This is a genomic window from Streptomyces sp. RLA012, from assembly GCF_056270325.1.
In genome coordinates, this window is record NZ_JBWDPA010000002.1 from 6,853,716 (window position 1) to 6,873,215 (window position 19,500).

Sequence of the window (19,500 nt, forward strand, 5' to 3'; positions counted from 1 at the left end):
GGGTTTTTCGCGGGGGCGAGGAAACGGGTGTTCGGACCCCGGTGGCTCACGCCAGGTTCTTGCTCTTCAGCCATGCGTCCGCGACCTCGTCCGGGTCCTTCTTCTCCTTGTCCACGAGGCGGTTGAGCTTGGTCAGCTCCTCCGAGGTGAGGGCGTTGCCGAGACTCGCCAGCGCCTTGCGGACCTTCGCGTCGGCCTTGCGGGAGGCGACGAGGGGGACGATGTGCTGGGAGGGGATCAGGTTCAGGGGGTCGGTGAGGACGACCCAGCCGTTCTCGATGACGTCCACGTCCGTGGTGAAGACGTTGGCGACGTCGATGTCGCCCTTCTTCAGGGCGCCCTTGACGAGCGGCCCGGAGGAGTCGAGGGACTTGAACTCCTTGAACTCCACCCCGTAGCGGTCCTTGAGGCCCACGACACCGACGACCCGCTTCTTCATCTCGGCCGCGGCGCCGAGGATCAGCTTGCCGTTGGCCTTGCGCAGATCGGCGAGAGAGGTCAGACCGTACTTGGCGGCGGTCTCCTTGGTGACGGCGAAGCTGTCGCGGTCCTCGGCCGCCGCGTACGGGAGGACTTCCAGGCCGCTGGGGAGCACCGTCGTCAGAGTGTTCTGCATCGCGCCGGCTTCGGTGTCCGTGGCCTTCTCGTCCAAGTAGAGAAGCAGGCTGCCCTGGTACTCGGGGAGGAGGTCGATGTCGCCGCCCTCCAGCGCGGGCACCACGATCTCGCGCGAGCCCAGGTTGGGACGGACCTTCGTCTTGATGCCCGCCGCGCCCAGGACCCCCGCGTACAGGTAGCCGAGGAGCTGGTTCTCGGTGAAGTTGGCGGTGCCGATGGTCAGACCGCCGGCGCTGGATCCGGAGCCGCCACCGCTGCCGCTGCCGGCGCTGTCCAGCGAGGTGATGCCGCTGCTGCAGGCGGCCAGGGCGGGGACGGAGGCCGCGGCGAAGAGGCCGCCGAGCAGAGTCCTACGGTTCATGGTTCTTCGGCTCCTCAGTGGGCGGCGGTACGGCGATGGGGGTCCCGCCCGCTCGAGCGCAGTCGAGAGTGGGGGAGGAACAGGTGGCGCTGGAGTCCGGCCAGCGCGAGGTCGAGCACGACGGCGACGATCGCGACCAGCGCCGCGCCGCCGAGGACCTGGACGAGGTCGCGCTGCGCCAGCCCGTCGAAGACGTACCGGCCGAGGCCGCCGAAACTGACGTACGCGGCGATCGTGGCGGTGGACACCACCTGGATGAGAGACAGGCGCAGGCCCGTCATGATCAGGGGGAGGGCGAGCGGGATCTCCACCTGGAACAGGACCTGGTGGCCGCGCATCCCCTGCCCGCGTGCCGCGTCCTTGACCTCCGGGTCGACGGCGTTCATGCCCGCGTAGGTGTTGGTGACGATGGCCGGGACCGCGAGGACGACCAGCGCCACGTACACCGACCAGAGGGACAGCCCGCTGACCAGGAAGACCAGGACCACCAGGCCCACGGTGGGCAGCGCCCGGCCGAAGGAGGACAGGTTGATGGCGAGGAAGGCGCCCTTGCCGGTGTGACCGATCAGCAGGCCGAGCGGGAGCGCGATCGCGGCCGCGATGAGGGTGGCGAGGAGCGAGTACTCCAGGTGCTCGGCGAGGCGGTGCGCGATGCCGTCCGTGCCGGCCCACTGGTCGCCGCTGACCAGCCACTTGGCGAGGTTCTTGAAGAGTTCGTACATGTCAGGCTCGCCGCCTCGTCCACGGAGTGAGTACGTACTGGACCGCGACCAGCAGCGCGTCCGCGATCAGTGCCAGCAGCAGGGTCAGGACGACACCGACGATCACCGGCGTCGGGAAGTTGCGCTGGAAGCCGTCCGTGAAGAGCTGGCCGAGTCCGCCGTCGCCGATGTAGGTGGCGACGGAGACCAGGGAGATCGACATGACCGTCGCGATCCGCACGCCCGCCATGATCACGGGGAGGGCGAGCGGGAGTTCGACGGTGAGCAGGGTGCGCAGCGGGCGCGTGCCCATCGCCTTGGCGGCCTCCTTGGTCTTCGCGGGGACCGAGTCGAGGCCCTCGACCGTGTTCCGGAGCAGGACGACCAGGGTGTAGACCGTCAGACCGATGACCGTGGTGGTGCGGGTCAGGCCGCTCACCGGGAGCAGAAGGACGAAGATCGCGATCGACGGGATCGTGAACAGGACGTTCGAGAGGCCGAGGAGCACGCCGCGCAGGGGGCGGACCCGGTGCGCGACCACGGCCAGCGGGAGGGAGATCAGCAGGCCGAAGAAGACGGCCAGCAGCGCGGCTTGGAGGTGCGAGAGGGCGAGGGTGGTGAGGTCGTGGGTGTGGTCGCCTATCCAGGACCAGTCGATGGTCATATGGCCACACTCGCGGTGCCCTGAGTGCCCTGAGTGCCCTGAGTGCCCTGAGTGTCTTGCGTGGCTTGCGTGCCCTGGGTGTCGTGGCCGGTGTGCGCCCTGCTCGCGTGCTCGTGGATCTCGTCGCGGGAGGTGACGCCGGTGAGGGTGCCGTTCGCGTCGACACGTGCCACCAGGCCGGTCGGCGAGGCGATCGACTCGTTCAGCGCCGCCAGCAGGGAGTCGGTGTCCTTGAGCGGTCGTACGGGGAGTTCGGCGTCGCCCGTCGCCGCACGCCAGTGCAGCGGCTTGCGGGCCTCGTCGAGTACGAGGGTCCAGGTGCCGCCCTCGGGGGCCGGACCCTGCGGCACGCCGGCGAGCTTCTTCAGCGAGAGGAGCTTCAGCCCCCGCTCGGCGCCGAGGAAGTCGGCGACGAAGTCGTCCGCCGGGCGGGCGAGCAGTTCGGCCGGGGTCGCGCACTGCACCAGATGGCCGCCGGTGCGGAAGATCGCGATCTGGTCGCCGAGCCGGACGGCCTCGTCGATGTCGTGCGTGACGAAGACGATGGTCTTGCTCAGCTCCTTCTGGAGGCGGAGCAGCTCGTCCTGGAGCTGGGTGCGCACGACCGGGTCGACCGCGCCGAAGGGCTCGTCCATGAGGAGGACGGGCGGGTCGGCGGCGAGTGCGCGGGCCACGCCGACGCGCTGCTGCTGGCCGCCGGAGAGCTGGTGCGGGTAGCGCTTGCCGGCGTCGGCGGCGAGGCCCACGGTGTCGAGCAGCTCGGCCGCCCTGGCGCGCGCCTTCTTGCGGCCCCAACCCAGCAGCAGCGGCACGGTGGCGATGTTGTCGAGCACCGTGCGGTGCGGGAAGAGGCCGGCCTGCTGGATGACGTAACCGATGGATCGGCGCAGGTCGGCGGCGTCCTGCTGCAGGACGTCCTTGCCGCCGACACGGATGGTGCCGGAGGTCGGGTCGACCATTCGGTTGATCATCCGGAGGGTGGTGGTCTTACCGCAACCGGAAGATCCGACGAGGACGGTCACGCCGCCTTCCGGCATCTCCAGGGAGAGGTCGTGGACTGCGGTGGTGCCGTTGGGGAAGCGCTTGTGGACCGTGTCGAACTGGATCATGAGGTGTCCCTTGCCCGGTCTGTATATCGTCATGCAGAGTTCTCTGTACCTGAATAGGTTGTCAACGGTCCGGTGTTAATCGCTGGTTACTTGTGGGCATCAAGCAAGATCCAATGTCCGGCTTGAGGGGAGTTTAGGCTCTATGTCGTCTCGGAATGTGGACGCGCCGAGTGCGGTGACAGCCGGCCTCGTGGTGCTGGACGGGTGCAGCACGGGCGTCACCGACGTCGTGCGGCTCGCCGACGGGGCCGCGCGGCCGGTTCCCGGTACCGAGGCGATGAAGCGGGTCGAGCAGTCCTGGGACGCGGCTCGGCAGATCGCCGCGACCGGCCGCGTCTACGGCCGCTCGACCGGCGTCGGTGCCAACCGGAACGAGGCCGTGCCCACCGAGGCCGCCGCCGAGCACGGCCTGCGCCTGCTGCGCAGCCACGCCGGAGCCATCGGCGAGGAGCTCCCCGCCCGCCAGGTCCGCGCCATGCTCGCCGTCCGCGCCAACCAGCTGCTGGCGGGCGGTGCCGGGCTGCGCCCCAGCGTCGTCACGGCCTTGTGCGAGGCCCTGGAGACCGGCGCGTATCCGGTCGTCAACGAGTTCGGGTCCGTGGGCACGGGCGACATCGCGGCACTGGCCCAGCTGGGGCTGGCGCTGGTGGGGGAGCACCCCTGGCGGGGGCCGGACGCCGCGCGGACGCCCGGCGGCGGGCCGCCCGGGCCACGGGTCCCGGAAGAGCCCGAGCCGCAGCTCCCGGGCCAGGCCGAGCCGCAGCTCCCGGGCCAGGCCGAGACGCGGCTCCCGGGTCAGGCCGAGCCGCAGCTCCCGGGGCGGACCGTGCCGTCATCGGGGCAGGGTGTGCCGCCTTCGGGACAGGGCGCGCTGTCCCTGGGGGAGCGCGTGTCCTCCTTCGGCGAAGAGGTGTCGTCCCTCGGGCAGGGCCTGCCCCCCGCACCCCAGCCCCTCGACAACAACGACGCCCTCGCGCTCATCAGCAGCAACGCGCTCACCCTCGGGCAGGCCGCCCTCGCACTCGACGAGCTGCGCGGGCTGATCGAGGCCACTCAGGTGGTGGCCGCGCTGTCGCTGCTGGCCGTCGACGGGTCGCACGAGGCGTACGCGGCGCCCGTGCACGCCGCCCGGCCGCACAGGGGGTCGACCGAGGTGGCGAAGCGGATGCGGGAGCTGATCGGGGCGGCGGACCGGCCCACCCCGCCGCTCGGGCGGATCCAGGACCCGTACGGTTTCCGGTGCGTCCCGCAGATCCACGGGCCCGCCCATGACGCCGCGGACGCGCTCGAAGGGGTCCTGGCCGTCGAGATCAACGCCGCCGCGGAGAACCCGCTCATCTCCCCGGAGGACATGGCCGCGTACCACCACGGCGGCTTCTACCAGGCCCAACTCGCCCTCGCCCTGGACCACTTCAGGCTGGCGGTCACACAGGTGGCCCGGCTGTCCACCTCCCGGCTCTCCACCCTCAACGAACCCGCCTACACCCGCCTGCGCCCCTTCCTCGCCGACCACGAGCCCGCGTCCTCCGGCGTGATGATCCTGGAGTACGCCGCCGCGGCCGCCCTCGGCGACCTGCGCGCCTTCTCCGCGCCCGCCTCGCTGGGCCACGCTGTACTCTCCCGGGGCGTCGAGGAACAGGCGAGCTTCGCCTCGCTCGCCGCACGGCAGACACTGCGGGCGTGCGGTGCCTACCGTCTTGTCGTCGGCTGCGAACTGGTCGCCTCCGTACGGGCGCTGCGCCAGCGCGATCTGCGGCCCGACCCGGAGCTGCCGGTCGCGAGGGCGCTGGAACTGGCCGAGTCGGTGCTCGGGGTGGACCAGGCGGACCGGCCGCTGACGGACGACGTGACGGCGGCGGCGGCGCTGCTCGACCGGTTCACGGACATCTGGAGGGGGAGCGAGTCATGAGCGTGGACAGGAGCACGGACGTGAACGCGGACGCGGGCGCACACGTGAAAGCGGACATGAGCACGGATGCGAACGCCGATGTCAACAGCGACGTCAGCGATGTCACCAGCGACGTCAGCAGCGATGTCAACGTCGACGTGAGCGTCGACGTGAGCGTGATGGACAGTCCCGCCGGGCGTCTGCAGGCCCTCTTCGAAGGGCACCGGCTGACCCCGACCCAGCGGCGCATCGCGCACAGCATGGTGCGGCGCGCCGCCGACGTGCCGTTCCTCTCCAGCGTCGAACTGGCCGAACTCGCCGGGGTCAGCCAGCCCTCCGTCACCCGCTTCGCGGTCGCGCTCGGCTTCGACGGCTACCCGGCGCTGCGCAAGCACCTGCGCGAGGTCGCGCCCACCGAACAGAACGTGACACCGGGCTCGTACAACGAGTACCAGCAGGCCGTCGAGGCCGAGATCGAGAACCTGAAGCACCTCGCCGAGGTGCTCGCCGACCCGCGCCCGGTGCAGCGCGCGGGACGGCTGCTCGCCGCCTCCCGCCCGCTCCCGGTCCTCGGGCTGCGGGCCGCGGCCTCCCAGGCGTACGGCTTCGCCTACTTCGCCGCCAAGGTCCACCCGGACGTACGGCTGCTGCACGAGGGCGGCACCATGCTGCACGACCGCATCGACGCGGCCGTCCACGCCGGAGCCACCGCCCTGCTCTGCTTCGCGCTGCCCCGCCACCCGCGCGAGGTCGTGGACTCGCTGGCCTACGCGAAGGAGGCGGGTCTGACGGTCGTCACGGTCGCGGACTCCGCGTTCGCGCCGGTCGCCAAGGTCTCGGACCTCCTCCTGCCCGCCGCCGTCGGTACCGGGCTTGCCTTCGACACCGCCTGCTCCCCGATGCTCCTGGGGCGCGTCCTGCTGGAGGCGATGTGCGACGACATCCCGGACGCCCAGGCGCGGCTGGAGGAGTTCGACGTGCGGGCGGCGGCCAGGGGCCTGTTCGTGGAGTAGTCGGAGTAGCAGGAGTAGCAGGAGTGGTCGGAGTAGCCAGAACGGTCGGAGCGGCCGGGGTGCGGGGGGTCGGCCGCGGCTCTCTCAGATTCGTCTCACGTTCGGTCGTTAGCGTGCGCGCCCAAAGACGCTGAAGACGCTGAAGACGCATGTACGGGAGGCGGAGATCGTGGCGCGCGGAGGGCAGGGACTGGCTCGGGTGGCCGTCGTCGTGAGGGCGGGGGCCGCACCACTGTGGTGGTTCGGGGTGTTCGCGGCCGGTATCGGGGTGCTGGTGCCGGGGCTGACCGGACGCCGGATCGGGGTCATGGCCGGGGCCGCGCTGTTCATCGTCGCGGCCTTCGTGGTGGCGTACACCCGTCGCAAACGGTATGCCGCACTCGTCCGCTCCGCCGCCCGCGCGAGCAAGCAGGACCTGCTCCAGGACCGGGCCGTGACGGTACGCAACTGGCGCCGGGGCCACCGCTGGTGGCTGCTGCTCGCCTTCGTGGCCGCGCTCGGCAGCTCCTTCGCGGTGCCCGCCGCGGGGGGCATGCTGCTGGCCGGCGCGGGCGTCGGCCTGTGGCTCAAGGCCGGCTGGCTCGGGCGCCGCGAGCGCGCGGAGGAGGCGCTGATCTGGGTGCGCGTCGACTGGCTCGGACGCGGCGCCGGCGCTCCCGTCGGAAAGCCGGTCAAGGCCTGCCGGGCCACCGGAGTGGCGGCCGGCGACGCCGCGCCCGGCGGAGCGCGACGCCGCTGACCAGAGGTGGCGGCGACCGTGGGTCGTTACACCTCCAGGTCCGCCTCGATCCTCTTCAGCTGGTGCCGGGCCATCGCCAGGTTCGACCGTTTGGCGTCGAGCACCAGGTACAGGAAGAGCCCGTTGCCCCCGCGCCCCTTGATCAGCCGGATCAGGTGGTACTGGTCGGACAGCGTGATCAGGATGTCCTCGATGTCGCCCTTCAGCCCGAGGTGCTCCATGGTGCGGAGCTTGGCGCGGACGACGTCGGTGTTGCCCGCCGCCGCCACGGTGAGGTCGAAGCCCTTGCTGCCGCCGATCGTGCCCAGCGCCATACCGCTGGTGTAGTCGACCAGGGCGGCCCCGGTCGCACCTTCGATGGAGGCCAGTGCCTCTTTCAGCGCGGTTTCGGTGTTGGTCATGGTGGATCTTCCTTTCGACTTCGGGTTCAGCTTTCCGATGTGGTGGGTGTGGTGGGGGTTGGGGGCGTACGAGGCGTGCCGCGCGCCGTGCGGGTGCGCGTCGGCATGGAGGCGGTCCGCGCGGGAGCCCGCGCCGGGGCAACCGGTTCGCCGCGCGCCGTCGCGGCCTCCACGAGCTCGCCGATCCGGGTACTGGCACGGCGCCCCTCCAGATGCAGCCGCCCGACGTTGACCCGGTCCTGGGCCAGCAGTGTCAGCACGGCGGAGGTGCCCGCCGCGTACGTCGCCACATAGCCGTCGACGCCGCGCACCAGCAACTCGCGGAAATCGCCCTGCCCGGTGGCGTCCGCCATCCGCACGGCCACCCCGAGCGCGGCGGCGGTGAGCGCCGCCACGCCCTCGGGCTCCACTCCGGGCGTGTCGTGGGCGAGTACGAGTCCGTCGACGCTGGCCGCCAGCGCACCGGTCAGCTGGGGCACGCGGGCCCTCAACCGGTGCAGCTCGTCGAGGACTTCGGGTTCCGCCGACATCAGCAGTCTCCTCTCGGCACGCTGTCGCAGCGCGCGGATCACAGGGCCTCCAGCGCGTCTCGGAGCCGGCGCAACAACGCGACGTCGGGATCGGCGGAAGGCTGGGTCAGCACACTCGGCAACGGCGCACGCTCCGGCGCGTTCGCCGCCGTGACGACTCCGGCCGCGGCCAGCCGGCGGACGTCGACCAAGGTGTGGAACGCGGGCCGCCCCAGGGCGAGCGAGATGTCCGACGCCGTCCGCAGACCGTCCACCCGGCCGAGCACGGCCCACTGGCGCAGCGGGACCGACGGCTCGGCGGCGCGCCGGGCGCGTGCCAGCGGGGCGGTGTCCGTCGCCGGGTCGGGCCAGACGCGGTGCAGCAGCTGGCGGCGGCGCAGCGTCTCGCGCTCCAGCGCGGCCACGGGCACGGGGCGCACCGGGCCGAGCCAGTGCGCGGCCCCGTACCGGAACCGGGCCGGAGTGCTGCTCGGCCCCAGCACGAAGTACGCCGCGTCGTACAGCGCCCCGAGGTGGCACAGCTCCAGTGCGCCCTCGGCGATCCGGCCGCGCTCGACCAGGAACCGTCCGACCTGCCGTCGCGCCCCGGCCTCGGCGATCGCCTCCCGCCAGGACTCGGCCGCCAGTACCCCGCGTGCGGTGAGCAGCACGTCGAGCGAGGGGGTGGCGGGGCTCTCGGCGTGCACGACCTCTCCGTCACAGAGGTAGAGCACCCCGCGCTCGCGCACCAGCACGCCGGTGGCCCGCTCGGCGGCGAGCCGGCTGAGCATGGGCGAGAGACCGGCAGGGCCCGCCGCCCCGTCCTTGCCGTGACCGCGGTTCTGGTCGCGTTCCTGGTCGCGGTTCTGGTCGCGGTCCTGGTCCTGGTCGTGGTTCTTGTCGGGCACGGCGAGTTCGGGGGCGAGAGATGTTCTGACTGTCGTCATCCCAGCACCAGCCGTCCGGCCATCTCGCCGAGCCGGATCCGGGCCAGCGCGAGATTGCCGTCCGCCCGGTCCAGCCACAGATGCAGGAACACGCTGCTGTCGAACGTGGTCCTGACGAACCGCAGCAGGTGGTAGCTGTCGCGGTTGCTCACGATCAGGTCCTCGACCGGTGTCTCCTGCTCGGACCAGTCGGACCCGTCGGCCGGGGCGAACGCCTTGTGTTCGGCGGCGAGCCGGGCGAGCTCGGCGGCCTCGGCCGCGGTCGTCTCGTGGTCACCGCCCGGGGCGTCCCCCACCGTGCCCAGGGCCAGCCCGCTGGTCCAGTCGACCACCGCGGCGCCCCGGGCACCGGGCAGTCGCATGGCTTCCAGTAGGCACTCGTCGATTCCGGGCACCACGTATCCCCTCCCGCCAAAGGGTTCGGCCGAGTGACGCCGAAGTTACGCAACGTGTGCGCTAGGGGTGAGGGATCTGGCATTTTCCTGTGGAACATGCCCGCGGTGACTAAGGTGGGTCAACTGACCATATTTTCCGGCCGCTTGAGGCGGTCCAGGGGCCGGTCAGGGGGTCGTGAAGGCGTGCTTGGGGGCGCTCGCAGGTCCGGCGGGGTGCGCGACGATCCCGTGAGCGCCGTGCCCCGCGGTCCTAGAACCCGGTGAGCGCCGCCGGCTGTGCCCCGCCCGACTCCGCGACGATCTCGTCGAGGGACTGCGGCTCCCGTACGACCGCGAACCGCACGCCCGCGCTCGTCCCGGCATCCGGACCGAAGCCGTAGACGCCGGGGCGGGCCAGGGAGTTGTACCCGTAGTGGTGTGCGAAGAAGTACGCGCCGGTGTCCAGCGCGGCCACGTAGTCGCCCTGTTCGAGCAGTGGCAGCGCCCGCCCCTCCGCGAGCAGGTCGCCCGCGAAACAGGCGGGCCCCGCGATGTCCTGGACGACCTCCGGACCCGTCCTGGGGCGGCCCTTCGCGTCGTACGCGGCGATCCGCAACGGCCAGGATCCGGGCGCGTACACCGTGCGGGTCGCGATCTGCACCCCGGCGTGCGTGACCGCGACCGGCCGGCCCCCGGCGGACTTCGCGTACTCGACCCGCGCGACCACGGTCCCGTGCTTGGCCAGCAGCGACCGCCCGAACTCGGTCACCAGCCCGTACCGCCCGTCGAAGAGCCCCGGCACGGCCTCGGCGAGCAGTCGGGCGTACTGCGCGTACGTCGGCGCCGTGATGTCGGAGCCGAAGTCGACCGGCAGTCCGCCGCCGATGTCGAGCGTGTCGATCTGCCGCCGTCCGACGTGCCGGTTGATCTCCTCGGCGAGCGCGTACGTCTCCGCGATCCCGCGCGCCATCAGCGGGAGCGGGATGCCCTGCGACCCGGTGTGCGCATGGAGCCGGGTCATCCACGGGCGGTCGGCGTAGGCCTGGACGATCCACTCCCGGGCGCCCTCGTCGCGCAGCGCGACCCCGAACTTCGAGGTCGCCGTCGCCGTGGACAGCGCCTCGATGGAACCGGCGCCGACCTGCGGGTTCACCCGGATTCCGATGGGGGAGCCGGTGGCCGACGACCGCACCGCCGTGTCGATGCGGTCCAGCTCCTGCGGATTGTCCGCGTTGACGGCGATCCCCAGCGCCAGCGCCTCGCGCAGCTCGGAGGTCGTCTTGGCGGGGGAGTCGAGGACGGTGTGGGCGGGCGGTACTCCGGCCGCGCGGGCGAGGGCGAGTTCCCCGGGGCTCGCCACCTCCGCGCCGATGCCGTGCTCGTGCAGCAGCCGCAGCACGGGCACGAGCGGGGTCGCTTTCACGGCGAAGGCGTGCAGTACGGGGGTGCCGGGGGCGGTCACCGCGTCGAAGGCCGCCCGCAGCGCGGCCGCCGAGGCCTTGATGCCGGGAACGTCGAGGAGGGCGATGATGGAGGTCCCCGGCCCCAGCAGCCCCTGCTCCACGGCAGCCCGGACGGCTTCGTCACGCCGCGCGACACGACGAGCGCCGGCCTCGCCCCCGCCCGCCGAAGACCCCCCAGGCCCCGTCGAAGACGCTCCAGGCCCCGTCGAAGACCCCCCAGGCCCAGCCGAAGACCCCACAGCCCCTTCCGCCCCGTCGCTCACCGAGTCCCCCGTCGTGTCCCTGTCTGTGCCCATACATCCCAGCCAAACATCCGCGCCGCGCCCGCGCTGGCCCACGGAGCTATTGACTAGCCCTATTCAAGAGTTCAGGATGTGAATATCTACTGCAACAATCCGCTGGGAGGCAGACCATGTCAGGACCCCGCCCCGTCCGAGCGCCGCGCGGTACGGAACTGAGTGCCCTGGGATGGCAGCAGGAAGCCGCCCTGCGGATGCTGCAGAACAACCTCGACCCCGAGGTCGCCGAGCACCCCGACAAGCTCGTCGTCTACGGCGGCACCGGCAAGGCCGCCCGCGACTGGCGCTCCTTCGACGCCATGGTCCGCACGCTGCGGACCCTGAAGCAGGACGAGACGATGCTCGTCCAGTCCGGCCGTCCCGTCGGCGTCATGCAGACCCACGAGTGGGCCCCGCGCGTTCTCATCGCCAACTCCAACCTGGTCGGCGACTGGGCGAACTGGGAGGAGTTCCGCCGTCTGGAGGCCCTCGGCCTCACCATGTACGGCCAGATGACCGCCGGCTCCTGGATCTACATCGGCACCCAGGGCATCCTCCAGGGCACCTACGAGACCTTCGCCGCCGTCGCCGCCAAGAAGTTCAACGGCACGCTCGCGGGCACCATCACCCTGACCGCCGGTCTCGGCGGCATGGGCGGCGCCCAGCCGCTCGCCGTGACGATGAACGACGGCGTCGCGATCTGTATCGACGTCGACCCGCGCGCCATCGAGCGCCGCATCGAGCACCGGTACCTGGATGTGAAGGCCGACTCCCTGGAGCACGCCCTCCGGCTCGCCGTCGAGGCCCGCGACCAGCGCAAGCCGCTCTCCATCGGTCTGCTCGGCAACGCCGCCGAGCTGCTGCCCCGCATGCTCGCCGAGGGCGCCCCCATCGACATCGTGACCGACCAGACCTCGGCCCACGACCCGCTGGCCTACCTCCCCATCGGCATCGACTTCGACGACATGGCCGACGCGGCCGCCAAGGACCCGGCGGGCTTCACCACCCGCGCGCGTGAGTCCATGGCCAAGCATGTCGAGGCCATGGTCGGCTTCATGGACGCCGGCGCCGAGGTCTTCGACTACGGCAACTCGATCCGCGGCGAGGCCCAGCTCGCCGGGTACGAGCGGGCGTTCGCCTTCCCCGGCTTCGTCCCCGCCTACATCCGCCCCCTCTTCTCCGAGGGCAAGGGCCCCTTCCGCTGGGCCGCCCTCTCCGGCGAGGCCTCCGACATCCACAAGACGGACAAGGCGATCCTCGACCTCTTCCCGGAGAACGAGTCCCTGCACCGCTGGATCAAGCTGGCCGGTGAGCGTGTCCACTTCCAGGGCCTGCCCGCCCGTATCTGCTGGCTCGGCTACGGCGAGCGCGACAAGGCCGGCGAGCGCTTCAACGACATGGTGGCGTCCGGCGAACTCGCCGCGCCCCTGGCCATCGGCCGTGACCACCTCGACTGCGGCTCCGTCGCCTCGCCGTACCGCGAGACCGAGGCCATGCTCGACGGCTCCGACGCGATCGCCGACTGGCCGCTGCTGAACGCCATGGTGAACGTCGCCTCCGGCGCCTCCTGGGTCTCCATCCACCACGGCGGCGGCGTCGGCATGGGCCGCTCCATCCACGCGGGCCAGGTCTCCGTCGCCGACGGCACCAAGCTGGCCGGCGAGAAGATCCGCCGCGTGCTCACCAACGACCCCGGCATGGGCGTCATCCGGCACGTCGACGCCGGGTACGACATCGCCGAGTCCGTCGCCCAGGAGCGCGGCGTGCGCATCCCGATGCGCGAAGGCGACGAGGGCGGCGCCGCGTGACCTTCCACAGCATGTGGGCGGAGCTGCTGCCGATCGGCCGCAGCTCCGCGTCCGGCGGCTACCGCCGGTTCGCCTGGACCGCGGCCGACGCCGACTGCCGGGCCTGGTTCCGGGCGCAGGCCGAGTCACGCGGGCTGCGCTACGAGCTGGACCGCAACGGCAACCAGTGGGCCTGGCTCGGCGACCCCGCCGAAGGGGACGCCGTCGTCACCGGGTCGCACCTCGACTCCGTGCCCGACGGCGGGGCCTTCGACGGGCCCCTCGGGGTGGTGTCCTCCTTCGCCGCGCTGGACGAACTGCGCGCCCGGCAGGCGGAGTTCACCCGGCCCCTCGCCATCGTCAACTTCGGTGACGAGGAGGGTGCCCGGTTCGGGCTCGCCTGTGTCGGCTCCCGGCTGGCCGCCGGACAGCTCACCGTCGAGCAGGCGCACCGGCTCACGGACGCCGAGGGCATCACGCTCCCGCAGGCCATGGAGCGCGCCGGGTACGACCCCGGCACCATCGGGCCGGACCCCGAACGCCTCGCCCGCATCGGCGCCTTCGTCGAACTGCACGTGGAGCAGGGCCGCGCCCTCGACCTCAGCGGCGACCGGATCGGCATCGCCAGCGCCATCTGGCCGCACGGCCGCTGGCGCTTCGACTTCCGGGGCGAGGCCAACCACGCGGGCACCACCCGGCTCGTGGACCGCCGCGACCCGATGCTGTCGTACGCCGAGACCGTGCTCGCCGCCCGCCGCGAGGCCCAGGTCGCCGGTGCCGTCGCCACCTTCGGCAAGATCGCCGTGGAGCCGAACGGCGTGAACGCCATCCCCTCCCTCGTGCGCGGCTGGCTCGACTCCCGCGCCGTCGACCAGCCGACCCTGGACACGGTCGTCACCGGCATCGAGAAGGCGGCCCGCGAGTACGCGGAGGCCCACGGGGTCGAACTCGACGTCGTCCGCGAGTCGTTCACCCCCGTCGTCGAGTTCGAGCACGCCCTGCGCGACGAACTCGCCCGCATCCTGGGCAAGGACGGGAAAGAGGCCGCGGGACTCACGGTTCCCGTCCTGGGCACGGGCGCCGGACACGACGCCGGAATCCTCTCCGGGACCGTCCCGACCGCCATGCTGTTCGTACGCAACCCCACGGGTGTCTCGCACTCCCCGGCCGAGTACGCCGCCGAGGACGACTGCGTGGCCGGGGTGACCGCACTCGCCGACGTACTCGAAGGGCTGGCCTGCAGGTGACGCACCCCCACACGCGGACGTACTGGCTGGAACACGCCTGGCTCGACACCCACGTCGAGCCGGGCGTGGCCCTGGAGGTGACGGACGGCCGCATCACCGCCGTCCGCATGGGTGCCGACACCCCGCCCCCCGGTGCCGAGATCCTCCGCGGACTGACCCTCCCCGGTCTCGCCAACGCCCACTCGCACGCCTTCCACCGCGCCCTGCGCGGCACCGTCCAGGTCGGCTCCGGCACCTTCTGGACCTGGCGCGAGATCATGTACTCCTTCGCGGACCGGCTGACCCCGGACACCTACCACGCGCTCGCCCGCGCGGTGTACGCGGAGATGGCCCTCGCGGGTGTCACGGCCGTCGGCGAGTTCCACTACGTGCACCACGCGCCCGGCGGCACCCCGTACGCCGACCCGAACGCCATGGGCGAGGCGCTCATCGCGGCGGCCGGCGAGGCCGGCATCCGGATCACCCTCCTCGACACGGCATACGTGTCCTCCGGCTTCGGACAGTCGCCCAACCACCACCAGCTCCGCTTCTCCGACGGCAGCGCGGAGGCCTGGGCGGAACGCTCTTCACTTCTCAAGGAACGTGATCACGCACGGATCGGTGCGGCCATCCACTCCGTACGGGCCGTGCCCGCCGGACAGTTGGCGACGGTCGCGCGCTGGGCCGAGGAGCGGCGGGCCCCGCTCCATGTGCATCTGTCGGAGCAGACGGCGGAGAACGACGCCTGCCGGGAGGCGCACGGCCGCACCCCCACCCGGCTGCTCGCCGACCACGGCGTCCTCGGTGAGCGCACGACCGGCGTCCACAACACGCACCTCACGGACGAGGACATCGCGCTGCTGGGCGGCTCCGGGACGGGTACGTGCATGTGCCCGACGACGGAACGGGACCTGGCGGACGGCATCGGCCCCGCCGTCGCCCTCCAGCGAGCGGGCTCGCCCCTCTCTCTCGGCTCCGACAGCCACGCCGTCATCGACCTGCTCGAAGAGGCCCGCGCGATGGAGCTGAACGAGCGCCTGCGCAGCCGCACCCGCGGTCACTGGACGGCGGCCGCCCTGCTGCGCGCCGCCTCCGCCGACGGCCACGCGGCCCTCGGCTGGCAGGACGCGGGCATCCTCGAAGCGGGCGCGCTCGCCGACTTCACGACGATCGCCCTCGACTCGGTCAGAACAGCGGGACCGGTGCCACGCCTCGGCGCCGAGACGGCCGTATTCGCCGCGACGGCAGCGGACGTACGGCACACGGTCGTGGGCGGTCGGCATGTCGTACGAGACGGAGCGCACGCCCTTGTTCCCGATGTGCCGCAGGCCCTCGCGCAGGCAGTCGAAGCCCTGCGCGCCTAGAGACGACCGCCGAACTCCGCCCCCACGAGGACGCCATGAGCAGCACCACCGGCACGACCACCGGCACGACCACCGTCATCACCAACATCGCCACGCTGGTCACCAACGACCCCTCCCTCGGTGACAGATCCGCCCTCGGTCTGATCCAGGACGCGGCCGTCGTCATCGAAGGCGACCGCATCGCGTGGACCGGTGATTCAAGAGAAGCACCCGCCACTGACAATCGGGTCGACGCCGGTGGCCGGGCCGTGATCCCGGGCTTCGTGGACTCCCACTCGCACCTCGTCTTCGCGGGCGACCGCACACAGGAGTTCAACGCCCGTATGTCGGGCCGCAGCTACACGGCGGGCGGCATCCGCACCACCGTCGCCGCCACCCGCGCCGCCGGCGACGCGGACCTGGAACGCAACCTCACGCACTACCTCCGTGAGGCCCTCCACCAGGGCACCACCACCTTCGAGACCAAGTCGGGCTACGGCCTGACCGTCGAGGACGAGGCCCGCGCGCTGCGCATCGCGGCGGCGCACACCGACGAGGTCACCTACCTCGGCGCGCACATCGTCCCGCCGGACTACGCAGACGACCCGGCCGCGTATGTGGCCCTGGTGACCGGCGAGATGCTCGACGCCTGTGCCCCGTACGCCCGTTGGATCGACGTCTTCTGCGAGAAGGGCGCCTTCGACGGCGACCAGGCCCGCGCGATCCTCACCGCGGGCAAGGCGAAGGGCCTGCACCCGCGCGTCCACGCCAACCAGCTCTCGTACGGCCCCGGCGTCCAGCTCGCCGTCGAACTCGACGCGGCGAGCGCCGACCACTGCACCCACCTCACGGACGCGGACGTGGACGCCCTGGCCGGCGGCCGTACGGTCGCGACCCTGCTTCCCGGCGCCGAGTTCTCGACCCGCGCCGAGTGGCCGGACGCCCGCCGCCTCCTGGACGCGGGTGTGACCGTCGCGCTGTCCACCGACTGCAACCCGGGCTCGTCCTTCACCTCGTCCGTCCCGTTCTGCGTCGCGCTGGCGGTACGGGACATGGGGATGACCCCGGACGAGGCGCTGTGGTCCGCCACGGCGGGCGGCGCGGCGGCCCTGCGCCGTGACGACATCGGCCGCCTCACCGTCGGCGCCCGCGCCGACCTGGTCCTGCTGGACGCGCCCAGCCACGTCCACCTCGCCTACCGGCCGGGTGTACCGCTGGTCACCGGCGTCTGGCGGCGCGGCGTACGCGAGGTCTGACGCCGGGGTCAGGAGGCTCCGGCCCGCCACCGCTGGCTCGCGCCATCGTTGAGCGGCAGCAGGGACAGGCTGTCCCCGCCGTTCGGTGTGACCGCCGTCTCGAGGGCGATGGACGGGTGGATCACGCCGTCGTCGTCCACGGTGAACCTCAGGTTCTGGCCGTGGCTGCCGTCGATCGAGCCGCAGTCCCAGATCCCGACGCCGTTGTCGACGGAGCCGCGGCTGTCCAGACAGAGGTCGGAGTCGGCGTACGACTGCAGGACGCCGCGCCCGGAGTCGACCCGCCACCGCTGGGTGCGGGCCGAGGTGCAGGGGGCCGTGACGACGTCCGTGCCCTGTGTCGGATCGCCGTCGCGGATGTCCAGGCACAGGCCCGAGGCGAGGTTCACGACCTGGGCGTAGCCGCTGCCCGGCGGGTGGGCCGGGGTGGGCGTGGGGGACGGCGTCGGACTGGCCGATCTCGAGGGGGAGGGGCTCCGCGTCGGGGAAGTCGGGGAAGTCGGGGAAGGGGACTTGCTGGTCGCGGAGGGCAGCGGGGCCGGGGGCGAGGGGGTCGCCGAGACGGTCGCCGTCACCGTCACCTGCGGCACGCTCGACGGGGTGGTGACCGAGCCAGCCGTGTTCTGGGACGGCGAGCCGCCCGACGACAGCACGACGAACAGCAGCGGCACCAGAGCGACGCCGAGGGCCGCCGCCGAGGTGAGGACGGAACGGCGGGACGGCGGCCAGGGCCCCGACGAGGCGGGGACGCCGGGCAGGGGTTCGCCCGCCTCGCTCACGACGTACGCCGTGCCCGCCCACGGCAGCAGTCCCTCGGCCAGGGCGGTGCGCGGATGGTCGCGCAGGGCGGACAGCTCCTCGTACGCCGTCGTGCAGTGCGCGCAGTGCGCCATGTGGGCCTGCAGATCGGGGCTGGAACGGGGGTTGTCCGGCCGTAGCGACTCCTCGATCAGCCGTCGGAAGTCCCCGCAGCGCGGGTCGTCGGAGGCGGCGAGCCGGGACTTCAGACAGGCCTGGCCCAGGGCCTGCAGCGCGGGCTGTGCGCCGTACGTCACGTCCTCACGGGTGAGGCCGAGCAGGACGGCCGCCCGGTCGGCGGGTTCCTCTTCCACGATCAGGTACCAGAGCAGGCCCTGGGTGCGGGACGGGAGGGACTGGAACGGGGCGAGCATGGGCGGCACGGGCCCGCCGGGGCCGGCCGCGCTCAGCACGAGGAGCAGACCTGGGTCGAGGCCGGCGGCCCGTTCGTCCCTCGCCCACGAGGCGGCCACCTGCCCCGCCAGCAGCAGGAGCCGGTGGCGCCAGGGGACGCTCGGGTTCGAGCCGCGCGCCGACTCCTGGGCCGCCAGGGTGAACGCCTGCGCCGCGAGCTGCCGCGCCGCCGACTCGCTGCGGGTGCACAGGCGGGCGTAGGCGAGGACGGAGGGGCGGTGCCGTTCGCGGAGCTCCTGGAGGGCCGGATACGCGCTGGGGGTGTCGGCGCTCAGCAGTTCGGTGAGCCGCGTGTCGGACGCGCCCGCGTCGTCCTGAGCCATGTGCCGGCCTCCTCGTACCCCGTGCGGTCACTCGCTCCCGTCCTGACATACCAGCCAGTTTGGAGTGCTCATCGTGACGGGGGTGGCCCTTTGAGGAAAGAGGGAGGAAGGAGGCGCAAGAAAAAAAGCGGTCCGGCGCCGTCGGCGCCGGACCACTCTGAGCTGAAAAGCCGGACCACTACGAGCTGAAAAGAGGTGCCGGAGGGGGCGGGGAGCGTCACTCCTCGACCGTCACTCCTCGACCGTCAGCCCCTTGCGCAGCCGCACCAGCGTCCGCGACAGCAGCCGTGACACGTGCATCTGGGAGATCCCGAGCTCGTCGCCGATCTCGGACTGGGTCATGTTGGCGACGAAGCGCAGCGAGAGGATCTGCCGGTCGCGCGGCGGGAGTTCGGCGATCAGGGGCCTCAGGGACTCCACGTACTCGATGCCTTCGAGCCCGTGGTCCTCGTAGCCGATGCGGTCCGCGAGCGCGCCTTCGGAGTCGTCCTCCTCGGGCTGGGCGTCCAGCGAACTGGCCGTGTAGGCGTTCGAGGCGGCCATGCCCTCGACGACCTCGTCGTGGGTGATGCCCAGGCGCTCCGCCAACTCGCCCACCGTGGGGGCCCGGTCCAGCCGCTGGGCGAGTTCGTCGCCCGCCTTGGCCAGGTCGAGCCGGAGCTCCTGCAGTCTGCGCGGTACGCGTACGGACCAGGAGGTGTCGCGGAAGAAGCGCTTGATCTCGCCGATGATGGTCGGCATCGCGAAGGTGGGGAACTCGACGCCGCGGCTCAGTTCGAAGCGGTCGATCGCCTTGATCAGGCCGATCGTGCCGACCTGGATGATGTCCTCCATCGGCTCGCTGCGGGAGCGGAAGCGGGAGGCGGCGAACTTGACCAGCGCGAGGTTGAGTTCGACGAGTGTGTTGCGGACGTACGAGTACGCGTGGGTGCCTTCTTCGAGGGACTCCAGCCGCGCGAAGAGCGTTTTGGACAGGGCCCGTGCGTCCACCGGCCCCACCTCGTCGTACGGGGGGATCTCAGGAAGTCCGGCGAGTCCGTCGGTATCCTCGACGGGCTCCGGGCGTCCCAGAGGGAGTGTCGACGTCGCCGTCTGGGTCTGCGATGCGTCGAGCCGGGGTGACATGATGTCCTCCATCGTTCTCGGCATATGGCCGCCGATGCCAATACGTGCACTGCGGTGTGCGGCGCCTCCGAAGCCGGCCGTGTCGAATAGCTGTCTCTCCTAGCCCTACCCGCTTTCGCGCGTCTCCCGCAAGTGTGTTGCGTGGCGAAATGTCCGCTTTCTA

General features: G+C 71.9%; 18 protein-coding genes. 7 read left to right on the forward strand and 11 right to left on the reverse strand.

Features of this window, described 5'->3' with window-relative positions; genetic code table 11:
• Nucleotides 1-46: 46 nt before the first annotated feature.
• The 4 genes from RV986_RS31575 to RV986_RS31590 are packed head-to-tail and all read right to left on the reverse strand — an operon-like array spanning nt 47 to nt 3,453.
• A complete protein-coding gene (locus RV986_RS31575; RefSeq protein ID WP_475920639.1) occupies nt 47-979 on the reverse strand; it encodes an ABC transporter substrate-binding protein in 933 nt (310 codons plus the stop codon).
• A gap of 14 nt (nt 980-993) precedes the next feature.
• Nucleotides 994-1,701: an ABC transporter permease gene (locus RV986_RS31580; RefSeq protein WP_475920640.1), complete on the reverse strand. Its 708-nt coding sequence runs from the start codon at nt 1,699-1,701 to the stop codon at nt 994-996.
• A gap of 1 nt (nt 1,702) precedes the next feature.
• A complete protein-coding gene (locus RV986_RS31585) occupies nt 1,703-2,344 on the reverse strand; it encodes an ABC transporter permease (RefSeq protein WP_475920641.1) in 642 nt (213 codons plus the stop codon).
• The gene (locus tag RV986_RS31590) at nt 2,341-3,453 is read right to left on the reverse strand and encodes an ABC transporter ATP-binding protein (protein ID WP_475924502.1); all 1,113 of its coding nucleotides are present in this window, start codon (nt 3,451-3,453) and stop codon (nt 2,341-2,343) included. The genes RV986_RS31585 and RV986_RS31590 overlap by 4 nt, the downstream gene beginning before the upstream one ends.
• A gap of 142 nt (nt 3,454-3,595) precedes the next feature.
• Here RV986_RS31590 and RV986_RS31595 point away from each other — a divergent pair, with 142 nt between their 5' ends.
• The 3 genes from RV986_RS31595 to RV986_RS31605 all read left to right on the forward strand — a co-directional run bounded on the left by RV986_RS31595 (nt 3,596) and on the right by RV986_RS31605 (nt 7,093).
• A complete protein-coding gene (locus RV986_RS31595; RefSeq protein ID WP_475920642.1) occupies nt 3,596-5,362 on the forward strand; it encodes an aromatic amino acid ammonia-lyase in 1,767 nt (588 codons plus the stop codon).
• A 158-nt stretch (nt 5,363-5,520) separates the two neighbouring features.
• Nucleotides 5,521-6,354, forward strand: coding sequence for a MurR/RpiR family transcriptional regulator (locus tag RV986_RS31600; RefSeq protein WP_475924503.1), 834 nt, complete (start codon nt 5,521-5,523; stop codon nt 6,352-6,354).
• 169 nt (nt 6,355-6,523) lie between these two features.
• The gene (locus tag RV986_RS31605; protein WP_475920643.1) at nt 6,524-7,093 is read left to right on the forward strand and encodes a hypothetical protein; all 570 of its coding nucleotides are present in this window, start codon (nt 6,524-6,526) and stop codon (nt 7,091-7,093) included.
• 26 nt (nt 7,094-7,119) lie between these two features.
• On the opposite strand, the gene RV986_RS31610 is transcribed toward RV986_RS31605, so the two are convergent.
• From RV986_RS31610 to RV986_RS31630, 5 genes are all read right to left on the reverse strand, one after another.
• Entirely contained in the window at nt 7,120-7,494 is a 375-nt protein-coding gene (locus tag RV986_RS31610; protein WP_475920644.1) for a roadblock/LC7 domain-containing protein, read from the reverse strand.
• Between the two features lie 26 nt (nt 7,495-7,520).
• On the reverse strand, nt 7,521-8,024 hold the full coding sequence (locus tag RV986_RS31615; RefSeq protein WP_475920645.1) for a roadblock/LC7 domain-containing protein: 504 nt from the start codon (nt 8,022-8,024) through the stop codon (nt 7,521-7,523).
• A gap of 38 nt (nt 8,025-8,062) precedes the next feature.
• Nucleotides 8,063-8,794, reverse strand: coding sequence for a transcriptional regulator (locus RV986_RS31620; protein WP_475924504.1), 732 nt, complete (start codon nt 8,792-8,794; stop codon nt 8,063-8,065).
• Between the two features lie 152 nt (nt 8,795-8,946).
• Nucleotides 8,947-9,345 carry a hypothetical protein gene (locus tag RV986_RS31625; RefSeq protein ID WP_405885686.1) on the reverse strand — a complete coding sequence of 133 codons (399 nt, stop codon included), beginning with the start codon at nt 9,343-9,345 and terminating at the stop codon, nt 8,947-8,949.
• A 250-nt stretch (nt 9,346-9,595) separates the two neighbouring features.
• Nucleotides 9,596-11,083 (reverse strand): type III PLP-dependent enzyme domain-containing protein, encoded by a 1,488-nt coding sequence (locus tag RV986_RS31630; RefSeq protein WP_475920646.1) that lies wholly within the window; start codon nt 11,081-11,083, stop codon nt 9,596-9,598.
• Nucleotides 11,084-11,199: 116 nt separating this feature from the next.
• Between RV986_RS31630 and hutU the strand changes: the two genes are divergently transcribed.
• Genes hutU through hutI form a run of 4 tightly spaced genes read left to right on the forward strand, consistent with a single transcriptional unit; the run spans nt 11,200 to nt 16,677 of the window.
• Nucleotides 11,200-12,873: a urocanate hydratase gene (hutU, locus tag RV986_RS31635; protein WP_475920647.1), complete on the forward strand. Its 1,674-nt coding sequence runs from the start codon at nt 11,200-11,202 to the stop codon at nt 12,871-12,873.
• A complete protein-coding gene (locus RV986_RS31640) occupies nt 12,870-14,099 on the forward strand; it encodes an allantoate amidohydrolase (protein WP_475920648.1) in 1,230 nt (409 codons plus the stop codon). The genes hutU and RV986_RS31640 overlap by 4 nt, the downstream gene beginning before the upstream one ends.
• Nucleotides 14,096-15,442: a formimidoylglutamate deiminase gene (locus tag RV986_RS31645; RefSeq protein ID WP_475920649.1), complete on the forward strand. Its 1,347-nt coding sequence runs from the start codon at nt 14,096-14,098 to the stop codon at nt 15,440-15,442. Before RV986_RS31640 ends, RV986_RS31645 begins: the two co-directional genes overlap by 4 nt.
• Nucleotides 15,443-15,477: 35 nt before the next feature.
• Nucleotides 15,478-16,677 carry an imidazolonepropionase gene (gene hutI, locus RV986_RS31650; protein WP_475920650.1) on the forward strand — a complete coding sequence of 400 codons (1,200 nt, stop codon included), beginning with the start codon at nt 15,478-15,480 and terminating at the stop codon, nt 16,675-16,677.
• 8 nt (nt 16,678-16,685) lie between these two features.
• Here hutI and RV986_RS31655 read toward each other — a convergent pair whose 3' ends face one another.
• Nucleotides 16,686-18,212: an RICIN domain-containing protein gene (locus RV986_RS31655; protein WP_475920651.1), complete on the reverse strand. Its 1,527-nt coding sequence runs from the start codon at nt 18,210-18,212 to the stop codon at nt 16,686-16,688.
• A gap of 231 nt (nt 18,213-18,443) precedes the next feature.
• A complete protein-coding gene (locus RV986_RS31660; protein WP_475920652.1) occupies nt 18,444-19,349 on the reverse strand; it encodes an RNA polymerase sigma factor SigF in 906 nt (301 codons plus the stop codon).
• Nucleotides 19,350-19,500: the final 151 nt, after the last annotated feature.